Source organism: Serinicoccus sp. JS2-9 (assembly GCF_059025165.1).
This window is the reverse complement of sequence record NZ_CM180091.1, coordinates 2,727,189-2,750,378: the sequence shown is the minus strand read 5'-3', so window position 1 is coordinate 2,750,378 and position 23,190 is coordinate 2,727,189. Positions and strand designations below refer to the sequence as shown.

Below are 23,190 nucleotides of genomic sequence, written 5' to 3'. Positions count from 1 at the left end.
GGCTGCGTCGTCTAGAGTGGATAGGCCCGCCTTCCGTCCGTCGAGGAGATCATGGAAACCGCCGAGATCCGCCGCCGCTGGCTGTCGTTCTTCGAGAGCAAGGGGCACGCGGTGGTGCCCAGCGCCTCCTTGGTGAGCCAGGACCCGACGCTGCTGTTCACGGTGGCCGGCATGGTGCCGTTCATCCCCTACCTGACGGGCCAGCAGACCCCGCCGTGGAAGCGCGCCACGAGCGTGCAGAAGTGCGTGCGCACCCTCGACATCGAGGAGGTCGGCAAGACCACCCGCCACGGCACGTTCTTCCAGATGAACGGCAACTTCTCCTTCGGCGACTACTTCAAGGAAGGCGCGATCGCCTACGCCTGGGAGTTCATCACCGGCTCGCAGGACGACGGCTGCCTCGGCTTCGACCCGGAGTCGATCTGGGTCACCGCGCTCAAGGGCGACGAGGAGACCATCGAGATCTGGAGCCGCGTCGCCGGGCTGCCGCGTGAGCGGATCCAGGAGCGGGGCCTGGAGGACAACTACTGGTCGACCGGGGTGCCCGGCCCGGGCGGTCCCTGCAGCGAGATCTACGTGGACCGAGGGCCGGAGTACGGCCCCGACGGCGGTCCGGCGATCGACGAGGACCGCTTCCTGGAGATCTGGAACCTCGTCTTCATGCAGGAGGAGCTCTCGGCGGTCCGTTCCAAGACCGACTTCGACGTGGTCGGGGAGCTGCCCAGCAAGAACATCGACACCGGCATGGGTCTGGAGCGGGTCGCCTACCTGCTCCAGGGCGTGGACAACCTCTACGAGATCGACGAGGTCTACCCCGTCATCGAGCGTGCCGAGGAGATGTGCGGCAAGACCTACGGCGAGGACCACGACGACGACGTGCGGTTCCGCGTCGTCGCCGACCACGTCCGCTCCGGCCTCATGCTCATGGGCGACGGCGTGGTCCCCGGCAACGAGGGCCGCGGCTACGTCCTGAGGCGCCTGCTGCGCCGTGCCGTCCGCTCGATGCGACTGCTCGGCGTCGACGACCCGGCCCTGCCCGCGCTGCTGCCGGTGAGCAAGGACGTCATGAGCAAGTCCTACCCCGAGCTCAAGGAGCAGTGGGGCCGGATCCAGGAGGTCGCCTACGCCGAGGAGGACGCCTTTCGGCGCACCCTCGAGAGCGGGACCTCCATCCTCGACTCTGCGGTGGCCCAGGCCAAGAAGTCCGGGTCGACCCGCCTCGGCGGCGCCGAGGCCTTCGCGCTGCACGACACCTACGGCTTCCCCATCGACCTCACCCTCGAGATGGCCTCCGAGCAGGGGCTCTCGGTCGACGAGGACGGCTTCCGCCGCCTCATGACCGAGCAGCGCGAGCGCGCCAAGGCCGACGCGCGGGCGCGCAAGTCCGGGCGTGGTGACACCACGGCATACCGCTCCGTCGCCGACCGCCTCGGGGCGGCCACCGAGTTCACCGGGTATGACGCGATGTCGGGCGAGGCGCCCGTCGCGGCGGTGTTCTCCGGCGGGGTCGAGGTCGACCGGGCCGGCGTGGAGTGCGCGGACGCCGAGCACGGGGCCGAGCTGGAGCTGGTCCTCGGGAGCACCCCGTTCTACGCCGAGGCCGGAGGTCAGCTCGCCGACCACGGGACCATCCGGCTGGCGGGCGGCGGCCTCTTCGAGGTGACCGACGTGCAGCGGCCCATCCCGGGTCTGGTCGTCCATCGTGGCCGACTCCGGGAGGGGGAGATCGCCGTCGGCGAGACCGCGTCGAGCGAGATCGACGTGCTCCGACGGGCCTCGGTGTCCCGGGCCCACACCGCGACCCACATCGTGCACAAGGTGCTGCGCGAGACGCTCGGCGACACCGCGACCCAGGCCGGCTCGGAGAACGCGCCCGGGCGGCTCCGCTTCGACTTCCGGGCGACCCGCGGGCTGGACGCGGCAGAGCTGGCCGCCGTCGAGGCGCGCATCAACGAGCGCCTCATGGACGACCTGCAGGTCAGCGCGGCGGAGATGAGCTTCGCCGAGGCACGCGAGATGGGCGCGATGGCGCTCTTCGGCGAGCGCTACCCCGACGTCGTGCGGGTGGTCTCGGTCGGAGGCCCCTGGAGCCTGGAGCTGTGCGGTGGCACGCACGTGCTCAACTCCGCCCAGCTCTCGCTGGTCAAGATCATGGGCGAGGCCTCGATCGGCTCCGGCGTGCGCCGGGTCGAGGCCCTCGTGGGGGCGGACGCCTATCAGCACCTCGCCCGCGAGAACGTCATCGTCAACCAGCTGACCGACACGCTCAAGGTCCGGCCGGACGAGCTCCAGGACCGCGTCGCCCAGCTGATGACGCGGCTCAAGGACGCCGAGAAGCAGATCGCCCAGGCCAAGGCCAGCCAGGTGCTGTCCGCGGCGGCAGGGCTGGTCGAGCAGGCTCGGGACGTCGCGGGCGTGACCTACCTCGGTCACGACGCCGGCGACGGCGCGGCCGCGGACGATCTGCGCCGCCTCGTCACGGACCTGCGGGCCCGGCTCGGCGGCGACCGGCCCGCGGTGGTCGCGCTCACCGGTGCGTCCGGCGGACGGCCGGTCGTGGTCGTGGCCACCAACGAGGCGGCCCGGGAGCGGGGCGTCAAGGCCGGTGCGCTCGTCAAGGTCGCCGCCCAGACCCTCGGCGGCGGCGGAGGCGGCAAGGACGACCTCGCCCAGGGCGGCGGTCAGGACCCCAGCCAGACCGGCGCGGCGCTGACCGCGGTCGAGGACGCGCTGCGCGCGTGAGCGAGGACGGCGGCGAGGCCACCGAGGGCGTGCTCCTCGGGGTGGACGTGGGCGAGGCCCGCGTGGGCCTGGCCGCGTCCGACCCGCTCGGCCTTCTCGCCCACCCCGTCGCCACCCTCGCCCGGGACCACGACGCCGAGCGGGACCTGACCCAGATCGCCGACGAGGCCCGCGCGCGAGGTGCCGTCACGGTGGTCGTCGGGCTGCCACGGTCCCTCGATGGGGGCGAAGGAGTGGCCGCGCAGCGGGCGCGCCGGTACGCTGAGCGGCTGCAACGGTGCCTGGAGGTGCCGGTGCGGTTGTGGGACGAGCGACTGTCCACGGTGGACGCCCACCGGGCGCTGCACGCCAGCGGCGTGGCCGGACGGGACCAGCGTGGCGTCGTCGACCAGGCCGCGGCGGTGCTTATCCTCCAGGGAGCCCTGGACTCGCGCCGTGCCGGCCGTCCCGCCGGCGCACCCCTGAAGGCGCGCAAGCCCCGGGCACGACGGTCTCGCGACCCTGACGCGAAGGACTTCAGATGAGCCAGCCACCTGGTGGGCACGACGACTGGGACGAGTACGACGCGCGCGGACCCGGCGCGCGCTACGACGACAGCGTGCTCGGCCTGGGGCGCACCCCGGAGTACGACGAGTCCCTCGCGGACGAGATCGTCGACCCCCAGCCCGACCCCGAGGCGCACATGTTCCGTCCGCGCCGGCGCAAGCGGCGCAACCCGGTGCTCAAGGCTTTCGCGCTCATCCTCGCCGCGGTCGTCGTGGTCGTGGCCTCGGTCTACTCCTTCGGAGCGGTGCGCTCCATCCTGCCCGAGGTCTCTCTCGGGGGTGGCGGCTCCTCCGCCACGGACTACGAGGGCGAGGGCACCGGCGAGGTGATGATCGAGATCCCGCAGGGAGCCGCGGGGGAGCAGATCGCCCAGATCCTGGTCGATGAGGATGTCGTCGGCTCGGCCGAGATCTTCACCGCGGCGCTGTCGGCCAACCCGGACTCCTCGTCGATCCAGCCCGGGGTCTACCGGATGGCCAACCAGATGAGCTCGGATGCGGCGCTGGACCGCCTGCTCGACCCGGAGTACCGCCAGTTCGACGGCGTCACGGTCCGTGAGGGTCTCTGGGTCGCCGAGACCTTCGAGGTCCTCGCCGAGGGGACCGAGCACGACGTCGCCGACTACGAGGCGGTCGACCCGGCGAGCCTGGACCTTCCGGCCGCAGCCGAGGGTGAGCTCGAGGGCTTCCTCTACCCCAGCACGTACGAGTTCACCCCCGAGACCACGCCGCAGGAGCAGCTCCAGGCGATGATCGACCGAGGCGTGCAGACCTACGATGAGCTCGGCATACCCGAGACGGACCTGCGCGAGGTGGTCATCAAGGCGAGCATCGTGCAGGGTGAGGGGCAGTTCGCCCAGGACCTGCCGCGAATCGCGCGGGTCATGGAGAACCGGCTCGAGGGCAACTCCGAGACCAACGGCTACATGCAGATGGACTCGACCGTCCACTTCATCTACCAGGAGCGCGGGCTCGCTGGCACGACCGAGGAGCAGCGCGCCAACGACAGTCCCTACAACACCTACGGGACGCCGGGCCTGCCGCCCGGGCCGATCAACAGCCCGGGGGAGGCCGCGCTGGACGCGGCGCTCAACCCCGAGCCTGGTGACTGGGTCTACTTCGTCACCGTCGACCCGTCGACGGGTGAGACGCGCTTCGCCGACACCTACGAGGAGCACCTGGTCAACCAGGAGCTGTTCCTGCAGTGGTGCGAGGACAACCCGGACCAGTGCTGACCCGGCGGGCCGGCGTCATCGGGTCACCCGTGGCCCACTCACTGTCACCGGTGCTGCACGGGGCGGCCTACGCCGCCCTAGGGCTCACCGGCTGGAGCTATGACCGCACGGAGGTGCCCCGTGGTGGCCTCGCACGGCACGTCCGGGCGCTCGGCCCCGAGTGGGCCGGGCTCTCGGTCACCATGCCCGGCAAGGAGGAGGCGCTCGCCGTCGCCGACGACGCCAGCGAGGTGGCGGTCCTCGCCGGGGCGGCCAACACGCTGCTGCCGCGCGACGGCGGGTGGTATGCCGACAACACCGACGTCCACGGCCTGGCCACCGCGCTGGTCGAGGCCGGCGCGCCGGCACCCCGCCGCGCGGTCGTCCTGGGAGGCGGCGCCACGGCCCGTTCTACGGTCCTCGCGCTGCGGGCGCTCGGCGTCCGCGAGGTGCGCCTGCTCGTGCGCGACGACGTCCGGCCCGACACCCGTGCCTGCCTGGAGCGGCTCGAGCTCGAGACCAGCGTCGGGAGGCTCGCGGACGGCATACCGCTGGGCGGGGGTGAGGTCGACGTCCTCGTCGGGACGCTGCCCGGCACCGCACCCGCCCCGGCGCTGCACCCGGGGTCGGGGGACGCGCCGGTCGTGCTCGACGTGAGCTACGCCCCGTGGCCGAGCGCCCTGGCCCGTGCGGTCGCGGCAGTGAGCGCCGGTAGGGTCACGGTCGTGAGGGGTACCGGCATGCTGCTGCATCAGGCCGCGCGACAGATCGAGCTGATGACCGGACGGGCCGCGCCCGTGGAGGCCATGGCGGGCGCGCTCGCGCCGCACCTGGACGGTCCCCGGTGACCGACCTCGTCCTGCCCTCCCTCGTGGCGGTGGTCGTGGGGGTGCTCGGCGTGCCTGTGGCGCGCTGGTTGCACGACACGACCTATCGCAAGCCGGACGAGCTGGACATGCCCTCACCGGGGCGCCGCTGGTGGGTGCCGGTGGCGCTGGGGCTGAGCGCGGGCGCCGTGATGCACCGCATCTGGCAGGTGCCCGACGACGCGGTGCCCACCTGGCTGGTCGCGACCGCGCTCACCGCCACCCTGCTCGTCGTGGTGCTGGCGACGGTCTGCCTGGCGGCGATGGACCTCGACGTGCACCGGCTGCCCGACCGGATCATGTGGCCGACGATGGGCACCCTCGCCGTGGGGCTGCCGGTCGCGGCGCTGGTCGGCGGGGGTGTCGACCCGCTGCTGCGGGCGCTGCTCGCGGGGCTGGCCGCCGGCGGCTTCTACCTGCTCATCGCCCTGCTGTCGCTGGCCCGAGGCTCGCTGGCGCTGGGGCTGGGGGACGTCAAGCTCGCGGTGGTGCTGGGTGCGGCGCTCGGCTGGTTCGGGTGGGCCGAGGCCATCGTCGGGATCTATGCCGGCTTCCTCGTGGGCGGGCTGTTCGCGCTGGGGCTCCTGGTGGCGCGGCGGGTGAGCTGGCGGGGCCACTTCGCCTACGGTCCCGCGATGATGCTGGGCGCGCTCTTGGGGTTGCTCGTCGGCCCGTCGATGCTCGCGGGCTGAGCTCGGGCGGGTATGCCGGGACGATGCCCGGGTGCGTCGCGGGGGTGTCGGCGCTGCATGGGAAGATGCTCGGCATGCTTCGTTGGTTGACCGCGGGGGAGTCGCACGGCCCTGCCCTCACCGCCGTGATCGAGGGTCTGCCCGCCGGCGTGCGCATCGAGCGCACGGCCGTCGAGGGTGCGCTGGCCCGGCGCCGCCTGGGCTACGGCCGGGGGGCACGGATGTCCTTCGAGGCCGACCGGCTGCACTTCCTCGGCGGCATGCGGCACGGGCTGAGCCTCGGGTCACCCCTGGCCCTGCAGATCGACAACACCGAGTGGCACAAGTGGCAGGAGGTCATGGGCCCGGAGCCGGTGGGCGACGACGCGCTGCAGCGGGCCGACGACGTGGGCGCCCCGCAGGAGCTCGCGCGCAACCGTTCCCTCACCCGGCCACGGCCCGGGCACGCCGACCTCGTCGGGATGCAGAAGTACGGCTTCGACGAGGCCCGGCCGATCCTGGAGCGGGCCTCGGCGCGGGAGACGGCGGCGCGGGTGGCGCTCGGCGCGGTGGCCGCGGCCTTCCTGGAGCAGACCGTGGGGGTGCGGCTCGTCTCGCACACGGTGAGCATCGGGCGCGCCGGGCTGGCCTCCGCGGACGACGACGCTCCGATCCTCGATGACCTGCCCCGGCCCGAGGACGTCGACCGGGTCGACGCCGACCCGGTGCGGACCCTCGACACGGAGCGCTCGGCGGCCATGGTCGCGGAGGTCGACGCCGCGAAGGAGGCCGGCGACACCCTCGGCGGCGTGGTGGAGGTGGTGGTCTACGGCCTGCCGCCCGGCCTCGGCTCGCACGTCCACTGGGACCGCCGCCTCGACGCCCGCCTCGCGGGGGCCCTCATGGGGATCCAGGCGATCAAGGGCGTCGAGGTCGGCGAGGGGTTCCGCACTGCGGCCCGCCGCGGCAGCGAGGCGCACGACGAGATCGACCGCGGTGACGACGGACTGGTCCGGCGCGCCACCCTGCGCAGCGGCGGGACCGAGGGCGGGATGAGCACCGGCGAGGTGCTGCGGGTGCGGGCCGCGATGAAGCCCATCTCCACCGTCCCTCGCGCCCTGCGCACGGTCGACACCGCCACCGGCGACGCCGGCACCGCCATCCACCAGCGCTCCGACGTCTGTGCCGTCCCCGCAGCCGGCGTGGTGGCCGAGGCCATGGTCGCGCTGGTGCTGGCGGAGGCCGTCCTGGAGAAGTTCGGTGGGGACTCGGTGAGCGAGGTGGCGCGCAACCACGCGGCCTACCTCGCCGCGATCGCGGAGCACCAGCGCACGCCGGCCACGGAGCCGCTGTGAGTCCGGCGGTCGTGCTCATCGGCCCGCCCGGGTCCGGCAAGACGACCGTCGGCGGGGTGCTGGCGCAGCGGCTCGGCGTGGCGCTGCACGACACGGACGCGGCGATCGAGGCGGCGCAGGGGCGGGCCATCAGCGACATCTTCGTCCAGGACGGCGAGGCCGCCTTCCGCGCGCTGGAGCGGGCCGAGGTGGTCCGGGCCCTCACCGAGGAGGACGGCGTGCTCGCCCTGGGCGGCGGCGCGGTGATGCAGGAGCCGGTCGCCGACGCGCTGCGGGAGGGCGGTCACCGGGTCGTCTTCCTCGACGTGGGCATCGCGGACGCCTCGACCCGCGTGGGTTTCGACTCCTCCCGACCGCTGCTCCTCGTCAACCCGCGGGCTTCGTGGACCCGGCTCATGAACGCTCGCCGCCCGACCTACGAGTCGCTCGCCGGGCTGCGCGCCGACACCGCCGGGCGCACGCCCGAGCAGGTGGCCGACGAGGTCCAGGAGTGGCTGCGGTGAGCGGGCGCGTCGTCGAGGTGGGCGGGGCGCAGCCGTATGCCGTGCGCCTCGGCCCCGGGGTCCTGGACCGCCTCGCGGAGCACGCGGGCGAGGGGCGCCGGGTGCTCGTGGTGCACCAGGAGGGCCGCGGGGAGCTGGCCGGCGCGGCCGCCGACGTGCTGGCTGCCGCGGGGGCGAGTCCGCTGCTCGCGCCGGTGCCGGACGCGGAGGCCGCCAAGTCGGTCCAGGTGCTGGCCGAGCTGTGGGGGACCCTCGGTCGGGCGGGTTTCACGCGGAGTGATCTCGTCGTCGGCGTGGGCGGTGGGGCGACCACGGATCTCGCGGGCTTCGTGGCGGCCAGCTGGCTGCGCGGGGTCGAGGTGGTGCAGGTCCCGACCTCGCTGCTCGGCGTGGTCGACGCCGCCGTCGGCGGCAAGACCGGGATCAACACCGAGGAGGGCAAGAATCTCGTCGGAGCCTTCCACCCGCCGGTCGAGGTGCTGTGCGACCCCGACTGGCTGGCGACCCAGCCGCGGCCCGACTACGTCTCCGGGTTGGCCGAGGTCATCAAGTGCGGGTTCATCGCGGATCCTCGGATTCTCAAGCTGGTCGAGGCCGACCCGGCCGCCGCCGTGGACCCGACCGCCGACCCCGGGCTGACCCTCGAGCTCATCGCCCGGGCCGTGCAGGTCAAGGCCGAGGTGGTGGCGGCCGACCTCACCGAGTCCTCGCTCCGCGAGATCCTCAACTACGGCCACACCTTCGCCCACGCGATCGAGCAGGTCGAGCACTACACCTGGCGGCACGGCGACGCGGTGGCCGTGGGGATGGTCTACGTCGCCGAGCTGGCGCACCGTGCGGGGGTGACGGACGCCCCCCTCCTGGCGCGGCACCGAGCGGTGCTGGACGCCGTGGGGCTGCCGACGGCATACCGCCCCGGTCGTTGGGACGAGCTGCGCACCGCGATGGCGCGCGACAAGAAGACCCGGGGCTCGACCCTGCGCTTCGTGGCGCTGGAGGGCCTGGCTCGGCCGACCCGGCTCGTCGGGCCGAGCGAGGAGGATCTGGTGGCCGCCTACGCCGCCGTCAGCGCCAGCCGCTGACGCCCCGGCCCGGCCTCACGGGCGCGCGGTGGCGGAGGGCTCGGCTGACCCGCCGCGCGGGGCCGCGCCCATGAGCGCCCGCAGCTGCTCGACCTGGGCGGTGCTCGGCAGGCCCCAGTCGGGTGAGTCGTAGCCGACCTGCTGCCACAGCGGCGTCGCGCTGCGGTGACCGAGGAGGATCTCGACCATGTCGCTGCGGATGAGGCCGGGATGGACCACCCCGCAGGCCTGGGCCAGCTTGAGCATCTCCCGACGCCAGGACCGCAGGTAGTTGGCCGCGCGGGCCGACTTGAGGTCCGGGTCGAGGCCGTGCGTGAGCCAGGAATTCTGGGTGGCCACGCCGGTGGGGCAGTGGTCGTCGTGGCAGCGCTGGGCCTGGATGCAGCCGATCGACATCATCGACTCCCGAGCGACGCCGCACAGGTCGACGCCCAGGGCGAAGGCGACGGCGGCGTTGTCGGGCAGCCCGAGCTTGCCGCCGCCGACGAAGACGACGTCCTGGGCGATGCCGCGGCGGGCGAACTCGGCATACACCCGCGGGAAGCCGACCCGGAACGGGAGCGCGACGGAGTCGGAGAAGGTGAGCGGGGCGGCGCCGGTGCCGCCCTCGCCGCCGTCGACCGTGACGAAATCGACGCCGCGGTCGCCGCGCTCCATGAGGCGCGCGAGGTCGACCCAGAGCTGCTGGTCGCCGACCGCCGACTTGATGCCGACCGGCAGGCCGGTCTCCTCCGCCAGCAGCTCGACGAAGTCGAGCATGCTGTCGACGTCGCCGAACTCCGCGTGCCGGCTGGGGGAGTGGCAGTCCCGGTTGCGCGAGATCCCGCGGATCGCCGCGATCTCTTCGGTGATCTTGTCCTTCGGGAGCAGCCCGCCCAGCCCGGGCTTGGCGCCCTGGGACAGCTTGACCTCGAGGGCGCGGACGGGGTTCTGCGCGACCAGGTCGCGCAGTCGCGCCAGGTCGAAGCGGCCGCGTTCGTCGCGACAGCCGAAGTAGGCGGTGCCGATCTGGAAGATCAGCTCGCCGCCGTGCTGGTGGTGCGCGCTGATCCCGCCCTCGCCGGTGTTGTGCAGCGCCCCGGCCTCCCGGCAGCCCTGGTTGAGCGCCTCGACGGCGGGGCCGGACAGCGAGCCGTAGCTCATCGCCGAGACGTTGATCGTGGAGCGGGGGCGGAACGCGTGCCGCCGGTGCCTCGCGGCGCCGAGGACCTTGGCGCAGGGCAGGTCGGTGCTCTCGCCGGCGTGGGGGTGCACCGCCGGGGCGACCTCGGCGAAGGTCGCGTGCTTGAGGATGGCGTAGCCCTCGTCGCGCTCCACGTCGTTGTCGGTGCCGAAGCCGAAGTAGGGGTTCTCCTGCTTGGCGCTGGCGTAGACCCAGCGCCGCTGGTCGCGGCTGAACGGCCGACCGTCGTCGTTGCCGGTGACGATGTACTGCCGCAGCTCGGGCCCGAGCTTCTCCAGCTGGTAGCGGGCGTGCCCGATGACGGGGTAGTTGCGCAGGATCGCGTGCGACTTCTGCGTGAGGTCCCGCACCGCGAGCGCCGTGAGTGCGGCGGCGGGGAGCGCCAGGGCGGTGCGCCACTTCATACCGCTCAGTGTGGGGTATGCCGTCGCTCCCCGCCGGGAGGACGAGCCGGTGCCCGCCGCAGGTAGACTTGCGCGGGTTTGAGTTCGCTTGATCGGCATACCGAAGGAAGACACGCGTGGCAACCACGAACGACCTGAAGAACGGCATGGTCCTCGACATGGACAACGGGCTGTGGCAGGTGCTGGAGTTCCAGCACGTCAAGCCCGGCAAGGGGCCGGCCTTCGTGCGGACCAAGCTCAAGAACGTCCTGACCAACAAGATCGTCGACAAGACCTTCAACGCCGGCACCAAGGTGGAGACGGCGACCGTCGACCGGTCGGACTACCAGTACCTCTACCACGACGGCACCGACTACATCTTCATGGACGAGAAGTCCTACGAGCAGGTCCCGGTCTCGCCCGAGGCGATGGGCGACGCGGCCAACTTCCTGCTCGAGAACAACCGCGCGATGATCGCGCAGCACGAGGGACGCGTGCTCTACGTCGAGCTCCCGCCTTCGGTGGTCCTCGAGATCACCCACACCGACCCGGGCCTGCAGGGCGACCGATCCACCGGCGGCACCAAGCCGGCCACGCTGGAGACCGGCGCGGAGATCCAGGTGCCCCTCTTCCTCGAGACCGGCACGAAGGTCAAGGTCGATACCCGCGACGGGTCCTACCTCGGCCGCGTGAACTGACGCATGGCGGCGCGTACCCGCGCCCGCAAGCGGGCCCTAGAGCTGCTCTTCGAGGCCGAGCAACGCGGCGTCAACGTCGGTGAGCTGCTGGAGCAGCGGATCGAGGCGCCGACGACGCAGCACCCGCTGCCGGACTACACCGTCGAGATCGTCCGCGGCGTGCTCTCGCAGTGGACCCAGATCGAGGAGATCCTGTCGACCTGGTCGCAGGGCTGGAGCCTGGACCGGATGGCTGCCGTCGACCGCGCCGCGCTGCGCGTCGGCACCTGGGAGATCCTCTGGAACGACGAGGTCCCGGACATGGTCGCCGTCTCCGAGGCGGTCGAGCTGGTCCAGACGATGAGCACCGACGACTCCCCGGGCTTCGTCAACGGACTGCTCGCCCGCATCTCCGAGGTCAAGCCCACCCTCCTCTGACCGGCCGCGCGATATGCCGTGACTGGCCGCGCGGTATGTCGTGACTGGCCGCGCGGTATGTCGTGACTGCCCGCGCGATATGCCGTGACCGCCCGCGCGATATGCCGTGACCGCCCGCGCGATATGCCGTGACTGGCCGCGCGGTTTGTCGTGACCGCCCGCGCGGTGTGCGGTCACCGCCGCCGACGCGGCCGCCGCGGATATCGCAGGTCCTCCTCGCTCACCGAGGGCGTCTCGACCGAGAAGGGGAGCCGGCGCGCCTCTCCCTGCCAGACGGCATACCCGCGGAACTGCTCAGGGTGAGCGCTGGCGAAGGCGCGCCTGACGCGCCCACGGACCCGGTCGGGATCGTCGCGCACCTCATCCGGCGTCCACCGCACGAAAGGCAGGCCGAGAGCCTCGATCGGCGCCTGGCGTCGGCGCTCCGCCTCCAACCGCTCGCGGACGATCTCTTCGGTCGGGCGTGAGTCGCCGGGGTCACGGAGGAAGTACTTCGATCGGCCGTCGCATTCTCCGACCACGCCCTCTGCGGGCCACAACCCGTCGACGCGGGCCAGCCAGTTCTGCTGCTCATCGAGGATGTCGACCTGGTGCAGCGGGATGGGAATGCCGTGAAGGTGAAGCTGGCCGAAGCTGTACGACTCGGCCCACGACTCCCGCCGCGGGTCGGCGAGCTTCACGACGGCGAGGGCCTTCGGACGGCCGCGCCAGCGTCGCTGCGCATCCAGCTCCTGCCGCACGCTCAGCAGGTCGATGCGATCCCGGCGCAACGCGTCGTCCAGGAGCGCGAGCCCGTGCGGAAGGGTGCGCACCCGGAGGAAGTCGGCCACGGTGCGCGGCAGCGTGGTGACCAGCCTGCCGTCGACGGTCGTCGCCGGCGTGCTCGTCCGAGCGCTGTGGACTCCGAGGTCTCTCTCGCGTCGGGACACCGGAGCTCGCCGGACTGCGGTCACGTCCACCGGGGTGTCGGGCGCGATGCTGACCGCGAGGTCATGCACGAGGGCCCCGCTGGTATGACTCGCCGCGTGCCCCGGGCGACGGCGGAGCTCGAGATCCAGTTGAGCGAGGTGGTCCCGATGGTGCTGTTCCCACTCCTCGACCAGTGGCGCTTCGCCGTGCCGCGTCCGGGCATACCAGCCGTGGCAGAGCCAGGTGACCGACCCGGCCGCGACCGCGCGCTCCAGCCCCGACCGGGTATGTCCGGCGGTGCGAGCCTCCTGCAGGGTGAAGATGTCCGGCACTCCTGTCAGTTCCATGCCACCGATCCTGGACGGGTATGCCGATCCGTCGCTGCCGGAGGTCACGGAACTGTGGATAACTCCACGGCGGCGGCATATCGCGCGGTCGGTCACGGCAAACCGCGCGGTCGGTCACGGCATACCGCGCGGTCGGTCACGGCAAACCGCGCGGTCGGTCACGGCATACCGCGCGGCCAGTCAGGGGTGGCGGGGTGGAGGGCGTGGGGGCGGCTGCGGCGCCAGGCGGGAGTGGCGGTAGCATCCTCGACAACCGACACGTCCTTTAACCACCGTCCTGTGAGGCGGGGAAGGAGAGTGGGGATCGATGAGCCCTGCCCGTGAGCCCGAACCGGAGGAGAGCACCCCGGCTGCTGGGTCGCCCGGAGGACGTGAGGTCCTCACCACCGACGACATCCAGCGGGCGCTCAAGCGGATCGCCCACGAGATCCTCGAGGCCAACAAGGGTTCTGCGGACCTGGTCCTGCTCGGCATCCCCACCCGCGGCGTTCCGCTCGCCACCCGGCTGGCCGAGGCCATCGGGGTGGTCGAGGGGGCGTCGGTGCCGACCGGGTCGCTCGACATCACCATGTACCGCGACGACCTGCGCACCCAGCCGACCCGCGCCCCGGAGCCGATGAGCGTGCCCGAGGAGGGCATCGACGGCAAGGTGGTGGTCCTGGTCGACGACGTGCTCTACTCCGGCCGTACCGTCCGCGCGGCGCTCGACTCGCTGGCCGACCTCGGCCGTCCGCGCACCGTCCGCCTCGCCGTCCTCGTCGACCGAGGTCACCGGGAGCTGCCCATCCGGGCCGACTACGTCGGCAAGAACCTCCCCACCTCGAGGTCCGAGCGGGTCATGGTGCGGCTCTCGGCCACCGACGACGTCGAGGGGGTGTGGATCGCGTGAAGCACCTGCTCTCCATCGCCGACCTCACCGCCGAGGAGATCACCGCCATCCTCGACACGGCCGTCTCGATGCACGAGGTGCAGGACCGCCAGGTCAAGAAGCTCCCGACGCTGCGCGGCCGCACCATCATCAACTTCTTCTTCGAGGACTCCACCCGCACCCGGGCCTCCTTCGAGATCGCCGGGAAGTGGATGAGCGCCGACACGATCAACCTCACCGGCAAGGGCACGTCGGTCTCCAAGGGTGAGTCGCTGCGCGACACCGTTCTCACGATCGACGCCATGGGTGTCGATATGATGATCATCCGGCACCCGGCGAGCGGCGCCCCGGCGCAGATCGCGGATTGGACCTCGTGCTCTATCGTCAACGCGGGCGACGGCACGCATGAGCACCCCAGCCAGGCGCTGCTCGACGCCTATACGCTCCGCAAGGCGCTCGGCGACCTCGCCGGGCGGCACGTCGCCATCGTCGGCGACCTCACGCACTCCCGGGTGCTGCGCTCCAACCTGCTGTGCCTGCGTGCCCTCGGGGCGCACATCACCCTGGTGGCGCCGCCGACGCTCATGCCCAGCGGCGTCTCCGGCTGGGCCGAGGCGGACGGCTTCGACGTGTCCTACGACCTCGACGCCGTGCTGCCGCAGGTCGACGCGGTGATGATGCTGCGGGTCCAGCGCGAGCGGATGAGCGGCGGCTACTTCCCGACCGCCAAGGAGTATGCCGTCACCTACGGACTCACGCCGCGCCGCCTCGGCCTCCTCCCGGACCACGCGGTGATCTGCCACCCCGGCCCGATGAACCGCGGCCTGGAGATCTCGGCGGACGCGGCGGACTTCGCCCGCTCGCTGGTCCTGGACCAGGTGAGCGCGGGTGTCGCCGTGCGCATGTCGATCCTCTACCACCTCCTCGTCGGCGAAGGAGACACACTGTGAGCGCCACGCCCCCCATCCTCATCCAGGGCGCCGACGTCGTCGGGGAGGGGACCGCGGACGTGCTCGTCGTCGACGGCACCATCCGCGCCGCCGGGCCGGACGCCGCCTCGGACGCGCCCCAGGAGACACAGCGGCTGGACGCCGACGGGCTCGTGCTCCTTCCGGGACTGGTCGACCTGCACACGCACCTCCGGGAGCCGGGCCGCGAGGACGCCGAGACCGTCGAGACCGGCTCCCAGGCAGCAGCGGTCGGCGGCTTCACCGCCGTGCTCGCCATGGCCAACACCACCCCGGTGACCGACTCCGCCGAGGTCGCCGAGACGGTGCTCGACCTGGGGCGACGCGCCGGGTATGTCGACGTGCGCCCGGTCGGCGCCGTCACCAAGGGCCTGGCCGGGGAGGAGCTCGCCGAGCTCGGGCTCATGGCCCGGTCCCGCGCCCGGGTCCGGGTCTTCTCCGACGACGGCAGATGCGTGCACGACGCACGGCTCATGCGCCGTGCGCTGGAGTACGTCAAGGCCTTCGACGGGGTGGTGTCCCAGCACAGTCAGGACCCCCGGCTCGCCGACGGCACGGCCTGCTGCCACGAGGGTGAGCTCTCCGGCCGGCTGGGGCTGCCCGGGTGGCCGTCGGTCGCCGAGGAGACCATCGTGGCGCGCGACGTGATGCTGGCCCGGCACACCGGCTCCCGGGTCCACGTGGCGCACGTCTCGACTGCGGGCAGCGTCGAGGTGATCCGCTGGGCCAAGGCCCAGGGCATCGACGTCACGGCCGAGGTCACGCCGCACCACCTCATGCTGACCCAGGACCTGCTCACGGGCTACGACCCGACCTTCAAGGTCAACCCGCCGCTGCGCCCGACGGAGGACACGCTCGCCCTGCGCGAGGCGCTGGCCGACGGCACCATCGACGCGGTCGCCACCGACCACGCACCGCACGTCCGGCAGGACAAGGAGCACGCCTTCGCCGACGCGGCCTTCGGCATGCTCGGCCTGGAGACGGCGCTGCCGGTGGTGTCGACCGTCATGGTCGCCGAGGGGCGCATGGGATGGACCGACGTGGCCCGCGCGATGTCCTCGGCACCGGCCCGGATCGCGCGGCTCACCGACCAGGGTCAGGGCATCCGGCCGGGCGCCCCGGCCAACCTCACGCTGGTGGACCCGACCCGCACCACGACCGTCGACCGGGCCCGGTCCCGGTCGCTCGCCCGCAACAACCCCTGGCACGGTCGGCAGCTGACCGGAGCCGTCCACCTGACCATGCTCCGCGGTGCCGTGACGCAGCGCGAGGGTCTGGTCTGGGGGGATGAGGAGCGGTGACGACAGTGCGAGGACACGAGCGAAGGATGAGCGAGGCCCCGGAGCACCGAGGAACGCGACCACGAGGAAGACGTATGACGAGCACACCCACGCCTGCCCTCCTCGTCCTCGAGGACGGCCGCACCTTCCGTGGCGAGGCCTACGGCGCCACCGGCCAGACGGTGGGCGAGGCGGTGTTCTGCACCGGCATGACCGGCTACCAGGAGACCCTGACCGATCCGTCCTACCACCGGCAGGTCGTCGTGATGACCGCCCCGCATATCGGCAACACCGGGGTCAACACCACCGACATGGAGAGCCAGCGGATCTGGGTCGCGGGGTACGTCGTCCGCGACCCCGCCTTGCGCCCGTCCAACTGGCGCTCCCAGGGAGACCTGCAGGAGGCGCTGGAGCACGCCGGTGTCGTCGGCATCAGTGGGGTCGACACCCGGGCGCTGACCCGTCACCTGCGCGACCGCGGCGCGATGCGCGTCGGCATCTTCTCCGGCCAGGCCGCCGCCGCCTCTGCCGACGAGCTGCTCCGCACCGTCACGGAGGCGCCCCGGATGGCCGGCTCGGCGCTCGCGGCGGAGGTCTCCACCCCCGAGGCGTATGTCGTGTCCCCGCCCGAGGGGACCGCGACGCGGTTCCGCGTGGCGGCGCTCGATCTGGGCATCAAGGGGATGACGCCCGCACTCATGGCGGAGCGCGGCATCGAGGTCCACGTGGTGCCGAGCCGGACCACCGCCGAGGAGCTGCTGGCCCTGGAGCCGGACGGTGTCTTCTTCTCCAACGGACCCGGTGACCCGGCGACCGCGGAGCACGAGGTCGAGCTGCTGCGGGAGGTCCTCGGACACCGCATCCCGTTCTTCGGGATCTGCTTCGGCAACCAGCTGCTGGGCCGAGCCCTGGGGCTGGGCACCTACAAGCTGGCCTTCGGCCACCGCGGCATCAACCAACCGGTGCTCGACCGCACCACGGGCAAGGTCGAGGTCACCAGCCACAACCACGGCTTCGCCATCGCCTGGCCCGAGGGGGTCCCGACCGACGAGCCGGCCCAGACCCCCTACGGCCCGGTCCGCTGCGACCACGTCGCGCTCAACGACGACGTGGTCGAAGGGCTGTCCTGCGTCGACGTGCCCGCCTTCAGCGTGCAGTACCACCCTGAGGCCGCCGCCGGGCCGCACGACGCCGAGTATCTCTTCGACCGCTTCGTCGACCTGTTGGAACGGCATACCGGTGCCGCCGCCACGAGCACCCACCCCACCCAGGAGACCTCCGCCTCCGCCACCCCGTCCCAGGAGTCCTGAGCGTGCCCAAGCGCGACGACATCAGCAGCGTCCTCGTCATCGGGTCCGGCCCGATCGTCATCGGCCAGGCCGCGGAGTTCGACTACTCGGGCACCCAGGCCTGCCGCGTCCTGCGCGAGGAGGGCATCCGGGTCGTCCTCGTCAACTCCAACCCGGCGACGATCATGACCGACCCCGGCGTGGCCGACGCGACCTATGTCGAGCCGATCACCCCGGAGATCGTCGAGTCGATCATCGAGCGCGAGCGCCCCGACGCCGTGCTCGCCACCCTCGGCGGGCAGACCGCCCTCAACACGGCGATCGCGCTGCACGAGTCGGGCGCGCTGGAGCGGCTGGGCGCACCGCTCATCGGCGCCAACGTCGAGGCGATCCAGCTCGGCGAGGACCGGCAGGCCTTCAAGGGTGTCGTCGAGCGCTGCGGCGCCGAGTCGGCCCGGTCGGCCATCTGCCACACGATGGAGGAGGTCCTCGCCGCGGCGAACGACCTCGGCTACCCGGTCGTCGTGCGCCCGTCCTTCACCATGGGTGGCCTGGGCTCCGGCTTCGCCCACGACGAGGAGAGCCTGCGCCGGATCGCCGGAGCCGGCCTGCAGGACAGCCCGACCACCGAGGTGCTCCTCGAGGAGTCGATCCTGGGGTGGAAGGAGTACGAGCTCGAGGTCATGCGCGACCGCGCCGACAACGTCGTGGTCGTCTGCTCGATCGAGAACCTCGACCCCATGGGGGTGCACACCGGTGACTCCATCACCGTCGCCCCGGCCATGACCCTCACCGACCGGGAGTACCAGCGGCTGCGGGACATCGGTATCGCGGTGATCCGCGAGGTCGGTGTCGACACCGGCGGCTGCAACATCCAGTTCGCGGTCAACCCCGAGGACGGCCGCATCATCGTCATCGAGATGAACCCCCGGGTGTCCCGCTCCTCGGCGCTCGCCTCCAAGGCCACGGGCTTCCCGATCGCCAAGATCGCCGCCAAGATGGCGCTGGGCTACACCCTCGACGAGGTGCCCAACGACATTACCCGCCAGACGCCGGCGAGCTTCGAGCCGACGCTCGACTACGTCGTCGTCAAGGTGCCCCGCTTCGCCTTCGAGAAGTTCCCGCTCGCCGACGCGACGCTGACGACGACGATGAAGTCGGTGGGGGAGGCGATGTCCCTCGGCCGCAACTTCACCGAGGCGCTGCAGAAGGCCCTGCGCTCGACCGAGGCCAAGCACACGGCCTTCCACTGGCGCGAGGAGGAGATGCCGACCCGGGAGATGGCGCTGGCCCTCCTCGACCAGGCGCGGATCCCGACCGATGGCCGGCTCGTGCTCGTGCAGCAGGCCATGCGCGGCGGCGTGAGCGTCTCCGAGGTGCACGACGCGACGGGGATCGACCCGTGGTTCCTCGACCAGATCGAGCTCATCAACGCCATCGCCGCCCAGGTCCGGGACCAGGCCCGCGCTTCTGCCGGTGGGCAGCTCACGCCCGAGCTGCTCCGGCTGGCCAAGCGGCACGGCTTCTCCGACGTCCAGCTCGCGCAGCTCACCGGTCTCAAGGAGGCGGTCGTGCGCGGCGTCCGGCACGCGCTCGGGGTGCGCCCGGTCTACAAGACCGTCGACACCTGCGCCGGCGAGTTCGCGGCGGAGACGCCCTACCACTACTCCTCCTACGACGAGGAGACCGAGGTCGCGCCGCGGGAGCGTCCGGCCGTCCTCATCCTCGGCTCGGGGCCCAACCGGATCGGGCAGGGCATCGAGTTCGACTACTCGTGCGTGCACGCCTCGCTCACCCTGCGCGAGCACGGCTTCGACACGGTCATGGTCAACTGCAACCCCGAGACGGTCTCTACCGACTACGACACCTCCAGCCGGCTCTACTTCGAGCCGCTCACCCTCGAGGACGTCCTCGAGGTCGTGCACGCGGAGCGGCAGGCCGGCCCGCTGGGCGGGGTGATCGTGCAGCTCGGCGGGCAGACGCCGCTCGGCCTCGCCGCGGCGCTCAAGGCCGAGGGGGTGCCGATCGTCGGCACCTCCCCGGAGGCGATCCACCTCGCTGAGGACCGTGGGGCCTTCGGCCGGGTGCTCGCCGAGACCGGCCTCACCGCGCCCCGACACGGCACCGCATACTCCGTCGAGGACGCGCTCGACGTGGCGCACGAGATCGGCTACCCCGTGCTCGTGCGTCCGTCCTACGTGCTCGGCGGCCGCGGTATGGAGATCGTCTACGACGACGACTCCCTCACCTCCTACGTCGGCCGGGCGACGGCGGCGAGCGACGACGAGGCGCACCCGGTCCTCATCGACCGCTTCCTCGACACCGCGGTCGAGATCGACATCGACGCGCTCTACGACGGCACCGAGCTCTACGTCGGCGGCATCATGGAGCACATCGAGGAGGCCGGCATCCATTCCGGCGACTCGGCCTGCGTGCTGCCGCCGTTCACCCTGGGCCGCTCCGAGCTGGAGGCGGTGCGCGAGGCGACCCGCGCGCTCGCGGACGCGATCGGCGTGCGCGGGCTCATCAACGTCCAGTTCGCCCTCGCCCAGGACGTCCTCTACGTCCTGGAGGCCAACCCGCGCGCCAGCCGCACCGTGCCCTTCGTCGCCAAGGCCACGGGCGTGCCGCTCGCCCAGGCCGCGGCGCGGGTCATGCTCGGCGCCAGCATCTCCGAGCTGCGGACCGAGGGCGTGCTGCCCCACGACGTGGATGGCGGTGCCCTTCCGGCGGACGCTCCGTTCTCGGTCAAGGAGGCGATCCTGCCGTTCCGTCGGTTCCGCACCCAGACCGGCCAGGCCATCGACTCGATCCTCGGTCCGGAGATGCGCTCGACCGGCGAGGTCATGGGCATCGACGCGGCGTTCGGGGCCGCCTTCGCCAAGAGCCAGCTGCGGGCAGGCTCGAGCCTGCCGACCGAGGGCACGGTCTTCGTCTCCGTCGCCAACCGGGACAAGCGCTCGATGATCTTCCCGATCAAGCGGCTGGTCGACCTCGGCTTCTCCGTGCTCGCCACGGAGGGCACCGCCGACGTGCTGCGGCGCAACGGCATCCCCGCCGAGGTGGTGCGCAAGCACAGCGAGGGGCAGCGTCTGCAGGCGCCGGGCGCCGACGCCGTCAGCGGAGACGGCACCGACGTCGTCGAGACCATCGTCGACCGGATCGCCGCCGGGGGGGTCGACATGGTCATCAACACCCCGTCCGGGCGCGACGCGCGGGCCGACGGGTATGCCATCCGTGCCGCCACCACCTCGCTGGACAAGCCCATCATCACCACGGTGCAGCAGCTGTCCGTCGCCGTGCTCGGGATCGAGGCCATGCGGCAGGGGCCACTGGGCGTCGCCCCACTGCAGGAGCACGCCCGCGCCCTCGACCTCTACGGCCGGGTCGGCGCGACCGGGTGAGCGGTGGGGCGGTGCTCGGCCGGTCACCCCGTCGCGTCGTCGACGGGCAGGTCACGCTCGTGCGGGCGACCGGGACCTACGACGTCGTGAGCCTGGCCGTCCCCGCCGACCCGGCGTGGGACGGGTGCCGTCCGGGGCAGCTCGTGGTCCTGCCTGCCGACCCGGCGGAGGGGCAGCTGCTCCCCGCGGTGCACTGGGTGGCCGGGGTCACTCTCGATCCGGTCCACGGCACGTCCGTCGATCTCGTGCTCGAGGAGGGGCACGGACTGGTGACCGGTGCCCGGCTGCGGCTCCTCGCCCCGCTGGGGCAGGGCTTCTCGCTGCCTCGTCAGCCGGTCCCCACGCTTCTCGTCGGACACGAAAGGTCCGCCGTGCCGCTGCGCTGGCTCAGCACGCTGCTGCGCGACCGAGGCTGCCCCGCGCACGTCGTCCTGTCCGCAGACGACCCCGATCGCCATCTCGACCTCCCGGCTCTGCGGCGCGGGGCTGCGTCCCTCGTGCTGACCTCCCCGTCCCAGGTCGGATCCGCCGTGGCCCGTGCGCTCGACGGGGCCGACGCGGACCGGGCCGAGGCCCCCGCCGTGGTCTTCGCCTCCGGTCCCCGACGGGTGCTGGACCAGGTGGTCCCGGTGGCCGTCGCGGCCGGTCGGCCGGTGCGGATGACGGCGCTCGACCCTGGCTCCGGTGTCGTGTGCGGCACCGGAGTGTGCGGGCAGTGCGACGTCGTGGTGGAGGACGGTCGCGGCGCCCGGGCGCTGCGCGCGTGCCTCGAGGGCCCGGTGGTCCCGGGGGAGTGGTGGCTCGATGCGGCGCGGTGAGCGGCTGCCGGTCCTCTGGCTCGCGCCCGGGGCGGTCAGTGACCCACGAGGCCTGCTGCGGTTCGGGCCGCTCGACGACGTGCTCGTGCCGGTCGGTCCGGTCGTCCTGGATGGCCGCACCGCTCGCGGGGGACGGACGGTGCACGCCGTGGGCGTCGGAGGGGTCGAGCACGCCGGCGCCCCGGGCATCGACCTGACCTCGGCGATCGACCGGCTGCGCTGGGCGGCGGGGCGCTCCCTGCGGGCGGCGGTCTGCGTCCGCGGCGGCGCACCGGGGGAGGCGGCCGCGGTGGTCGGCAGGCTGTGCCGCAGCCTCGAAGGCGATGCCGTCGGCGCCGTGGAGGTCGACCTGCGGGGAGGCGACGACCAGCACGCCCTCAAGGTGCTCGCGCGGGTGCGGGAGGAGGCGCCGCGTGACCTGCTCCTGCTGGCGCGGCTGTCCGCGCTGCAGCCCGACCTGGTCGCGGTGGCCCGCGGGGCGGTGGCCGGGGGCGCTGGGGCGCTGGTCGTGTGCGGTTCCGTCCCCCTGGCGCCCGGCCGGTGGTGGTCCGGACCGTCGACCGCGGCGGTCTGCCGGGCTGGTGTGCGGGCTCTGGCCGAGGCCGCCGCCGAGCAACGCTGGCCCGCCGTCCCCCTCGTCGCCGCCGGAGGTGTCCACGACGCCGCCAGCGCTCGCGCTGCTCTCGGCGCCGGTGCCGGCTCGGTGATGCTCGGCACGGCGCTGTGGGCCGACCCCACCCTGCTGCACCGCCTGCAGGGCGAGCTCGCCATGCAGGCCGACCGCCACCCACCGGAGGAGAAGACATGACCGCGACCCGCTTCGGCGACCGTCTCACGCGGGCGATCGCCGCCCACGGCCCGCTCTGCGTCGGCCTTGACCCGCACGCCCGGCTCCTCGCCGACTGGGGCCTGCCCGACAGCGCGGCCGGGGTCCGGGACTTCTCCGCTCGGGTGCTCGACGCCGCCGCGGGGCGCTGCGCGGCGGTCAAACCGCAGGCGGCCTTCTTCGAGCGCCACGGGTCGGCCGGGGTGGCGGTGCTGGAAGAGGTGCTCGCCGGATGCCGCGAGCGCGGCCTGCTCAGCGTCCTCGACGCCAAGCGCGGCGACATCGGGTCGACGATGGACGGGTATGCCGAGGCCTACCTCTCCGAGCGCTCCCCCCTGGCCGCCGACTCGGTCACCCTGAGTCCTTACCTGGGGTATGCGCCGCTCCGCCCAGCGGTCGAGATGGCGCGGGCCTCAGGTCGGGGGGTGTGGGTGCTGGTCCGCACCTCGAACCCCGAGGGAGGGCAGGTGCAGGAGGCGGGTTCTCCGACCGTCGCGCAGCGCGTCCTCGCCGAGGTCGCCCGGGACAACGCCGGTCAGCTCGCCTGCGGTGACGTCGGCGTGGTCGTCGGTGCCACCGTCGACGTCGCGGCCGCCGGGCTCGATCTGGCCGCGTCGCGGGCACCGGTCCTGGCCCCGGGGGTGGGTGCCCAGGGCGCCGACGCCGCGGACGTCGCGCGACGCTTCTCCGGGTGCGCCGGGCGCGTGCTCGTGCCGGTGAGCAGGGGTGTGCTGACGGCCGGCCCGGAGGCGGGGGCCCTGGCCACGGCGGTGGACGGGTGGACGCAGCGGCTGCGCTCCGCGCTCAGGCCCTGAGCAGGCG

At 72.8% G+C, this 23,190-nt stretch carries 20 protein-coding genes; 18 read left to right on the top strand and 2 right to left on the bottom strand.

Translation table 11 applies throughout. The features are described from left to right. Window positions 1-51 precede the first annotated feature (51 nt). From alaS to aroB, 8 genes are all read left to right on the top strand, one after another. Window positions 52-2,742 carry an alanine--tRNA ligase gene (alaS, locus tag AC5PYY_RS13295; RefSeq protein ID WP_493897283.1) on the top strand — a complete coding sequence of 897 codons (2,691 nt, stop codon included), beginning with the start codon at window positions 52-54 and terminating at the stop codon, window positions 2,740-2,742. Beyond that, the gene (gene ruvX / locus AC5PYY_RS13290) at window positions 2,739-3,266 is read left to right on the top strand and encodes a Holliday junction resolvase RuvX (protein ID WP_493897282.1); all 528 of its coding nucleotides are present in this window, start codon (window positions 2,739-2,741) and stop codon (window positions 3,264-3,266) included. The genes alaS and ruvX overlap by 4 nt, the downstream gene beginning before the upstream one ends. Then, a complete protein-coding gene (gene mltG / locus AC5PYY_RS13285) occupies window positions 3,263-4,522 on the top strand; it encodes an endolytic transglycosylase MltG (protein WP_493897281.1) in 1,260 nt (419 codons plus the stop codon). The genes ruvX and mltG overlap by 4 nt, the downstream gene beginning before the upstream one ends. Continuing rightward, window positions 4,492-5,349: a shikimate dehydrogenase gene (locus AC5PYY_RS13280; protein ID WP_493897280.1), complete on the top strand. Its 858-nt coding sequence runs from the start codon at window positions 4,492-4,494 to the stop codon at window positions 5,347-5,349. Before mltG ends, AC5PYY_RS13280 begins: the two co-directional genes overlap by 31 nt. Next, window positions 5,346-6,059: a prepilin peptidase gene (locus AC5PYY_RS13275; protein WP_493897279.1), complete on the top strand. Its 714-nt coding sequence runs from the start codon at window positions 5,346-5,348 to the stop codon at window positions 6,057-6,059. The genes AC5PYY_RS13280 and AC5PYY_RS13275 overlap by 4 nt, the downstream gene beginning before the upstream one ends. A gap of 74 nt (window positions 6,060-6,133) precedes the next feature. Beyond that, window positions 6,134-7,393 carry a chorismate synthase gene (gene aroC, locus AC5PYY_RS13270; RefSeq protein WP_493899379.1) on the top strand — a complete coding sequence of 420 codons (1,260 nt, stop codon included), beginning with the start codon at window positions 6,134-6,136 and terminating at the stop codon, window positions 7,391-7,393. After that, window positions 7,390-7,896: a shikimate kinase gene (locus AC5PYY_RS13265; RefSeq protein ID WP_493897278.1), complete on the top strand. Its 507-nt coding sequence runs from the start codon at window positions 7,390-7,392 to the stop codon at window positions 7,894-7,896. Before aroC ends, AC5PYY_RS13265 begins: the two co-directional genes overlap by 4 nt. After that, window positions 7,893-8,978, top strand: coding sequence for a 3-dehydroquinate synthase (gene aroB, locus AC5PYY_RS13260; RefSeq protein ID WP_493897277.1), 1,086 nt, complete (start codon window positions 7,893-7,895; stop codon window positions 8,976-8,978). Before AC5PYY_RS13265 ends, aroB begins: the two co-directional genes overlap by 4 nt. Window positions 8,979-8,993: 15 nt before the next feature. On the opposite strand, the gene AC5PYY_RS13255 is transcribed toward aroB, so the two are convergent. Beyond that, complete coding sequence (locus AC5PYY_RS13255; RefSeq protein WP_493897276.1) at window positions 8,994-10,565, bottom strand: glutamate synthase-related protein; 1,572 nt, start codon at window positions 10,563-10,565, stop codon at window positions 8,994-8,996. Window positions 10,566-10,681: 116 nt separating this feature from the next. Here AC5PYY_RS13255 and efp point away from each other — a divergent pair, with 116 nt between their 5' ends. Next, a complete protein-coding gene (efp, locus tag AC5PYY_RS13250; RefSeq protein ID WP_493897275.1) occupies window positions 10,682-11,242 on the top strand; it encodes an elongation factor P in 561 nt (186 codons plus the stop codon). Between the two features lie 3 nt (window positions 11,243-11,245). Beyond that, window positions 11,246-11,659, top strand: coding sequence for a transcription antitermination factor NusB (gene nusB, locus AC5PYY_RS13245; protein ID WP_493897274.1), 414 nt, complete (start codon window positions 11,246-11,248; stop codon window positions 11,657-11,659). Between the two features lie 173 nt (window positions 11,660-11,832). Here the strand turns inward: nusB and AC5PYY_RS13240 are convergent, their stop codons facing one another. Beyond that, the gene (locus AC5PYY_RS13240) at window positions 11,833-12,915 is read right to left on the bottom strand and encodes a hypothetical protein (RefSeq protein ID WP_493897273.1); all 1,083 of its coding nucleotides are present in this window, start codon (window positions 12,913-12,915) and stop codon (window positions 11,833-11,835) included. A gap of 307 nt (window positions 12,916-13,222) precedes the next feature. Here AC5PYY_RS13240 and pyrR point away from each other — a divergent pair, with 307 nt between their 5' ends. The 8 genes from pyrR to pyrF all read left to right on the top strand — a co-directional run bounded on the left by pyrR (window position 13,223) and on the right by pyrF (window position 23,183). After that, window positions 13,223-13,804: a bifunctional pyr operon transcriptional regulator/uracil phosphoribosyltransferase PyrR gene (gene pyrR / locus AC5PYY_RS13235; protein ID WP_493897272.1), complete on the top strand. Its 582-nt coding sequence runs from the start codon at window positions 13,223-13,225 to the stop codon at window positions 13,802-13,804. Further along, a complete protein-coding gene (locus AC5PYY_RS13230; protein ID WP_493899378.1) occupies window positions 13,801-14,733 on the top strand; it encodes an aspartate carbamoyltransferase catalytic subunit in 933 nt (310 codons plus the stop codon). Before pyrR ends, AC5PYY_RS13230 begins: the two co-directional genes overlap by 4 nt. After that, window positions 14,730-16,052, top strand: coding sequence for a dihydroorotase (locus tag AC5PYY_RS13225; RefSeq protein WP_493897271.1), 1,323 nt, complete (start codon window positions 14,730-14,732; stop codon window positions 16,050-16,052). Before AC5PYY_RS13230 ends, AC5PYY_RS13225 begins: the two co-directional genes overlap by 4 nt. 74 nt (window positions 16,053-16,126) lie before the next feature. Continuing rightward, window positions 16,127-17,341, top strand: coding sequence for a glutamine-hydrolyzing carbamoyl-phosphate synthase small subunit (gene carA, locus AC5PYY_RS13220; protein WP_493897270.1), 1,215 nt, complete (start codon window positions 16,127-16,129; stop codon window positions 17,339-17,341). Window positions 17,342-17,343: 2 nt separating this feature from the next. After that, window positions 17,344-20,724 (top strand): carbamoyl-phosphate synthase large subunit, encoded by a 3,381-nt coding sequence (gene carB, locus AC5PYY_RS13215; protein WP_493897269.1) that lies wholly within the window; start codon window positions 17,344-17,346, stop codon window positions 20,722-20,724. Further along, the gene (locus AC5PYY_RS13210) at window positions 20,721-21,542 is read left to right on the top strand and encodes an iron-sulfur cluster-binding protein (RefSeq protein ID WP_493897268.1); all 822 of its coding nucleotides are present in this window, start codon (window positions 20,721-20,723) and stop codon (window positions 21,540-21,542) included. The genes carB and AC5PYY_RS13210 overlap by 4 nt, the downstream gene beginning before the upstream one ends. After that, window positions 21,529-22,350: a hypothetical protein gene (locus AC5PYY_RS13205; protein WP_493897267.1), complete on the top strand. Its 822-nt coding sequence runs from the start codon at window positions 21,529-21,531 to the stop codon at window positions 22,348-22,350. The genes AC5PYY_RS13210 and AC5PYY_RS13205 overlap by 14 nt, the downstream gene beginning before the upstream one ends. Further along, window positions 22,347-23,183, top strand: coding sequence for an orotidine-5'-phosphate decarboxylase (gene pyrF / locus AC5PYY_RS13200; RefSeq protein WP_493897266.1), 837 nt, complete (start codon window positions 22,347-22,349; stop codon window positions 23,181-23,183). The genes AC5PYY_RS13205 and pyrF overlap by 4 nt, the downstream gene beginning before the upstream one ends. Window positions 23,184-23,190 lie beyond the last annotated feature (7 nt).

Bases quoted from the DNA above. Each gene is read 5' to 3' on its own strand.
- alaS (WP_493897283.1), top strand. From the start codon at position 52: ATGGAAACCGCCGAGATCCGCCGCCGCTGGCTGTCGTTCTTCGAGAGC.
- mltG (WP_493897281.1), top strand. From the start codon at position 3,263: ATGAGCCAGCCACCTGGTGGGCACGACGACTGGGACGAGTACGACGCG.
- aroC (WP_493899379.1), top strand. From the start codon at position 6,134: ATGCTTCGTTGGTTGACCGCGGGGGAGTCGCACGGCCCTGCCCTCACC.
- AC5PYY_RS13255 (WP_493897276.1), bottom strand. From the start codon at position 10,565: ATGAAGTGGCGCACCGCCCTGGCGCTCCCCGCCGCCGCACTCACGGCG.
- nusB (WP_493897274.1), top strand. From the start codon at position 11,246: ATGGCGGCGCGTACCCGCGCCCGCAAGCGGGCCCTAGAGCTGCTCTTC.
- AC5PYY_RS13240 (WP_493897273.1), bottom strand. From the start codon at position 12,915: ATGGAACTGACAGGAGTGCCGGACATCTTCACCCTGCAGGAGGCTCGC.
- pyrR (WP_493897272.1), top strand. From the start codon at position 13,223: ATGAGCCCTGCCCGTGAGCCCGAACCGGAGGAGAGCACCCCGGCTGCT.
- carA (WP_493897270.1), top strand. From the start codon at position 16,127: ATGACGAGCACACCCACGCCTGCCCTCCTCGTCCTCGAGGACGGCCGC.
- AC5PYY_RS13205 (WP_493897267.1), top strand. From the start codon at position 21,529: ATGCGGCGCGGTGAGCGGCTGCCGGTCCTCTGGCTCGCGCCCGGGGCG.
- pyrF (WP_493897266.1), top strand. From the start codon at position 22,347: ATGACCGCGACCCGCTTCGGCGACCGTCTCACGCGGGCGATCGCCGCC.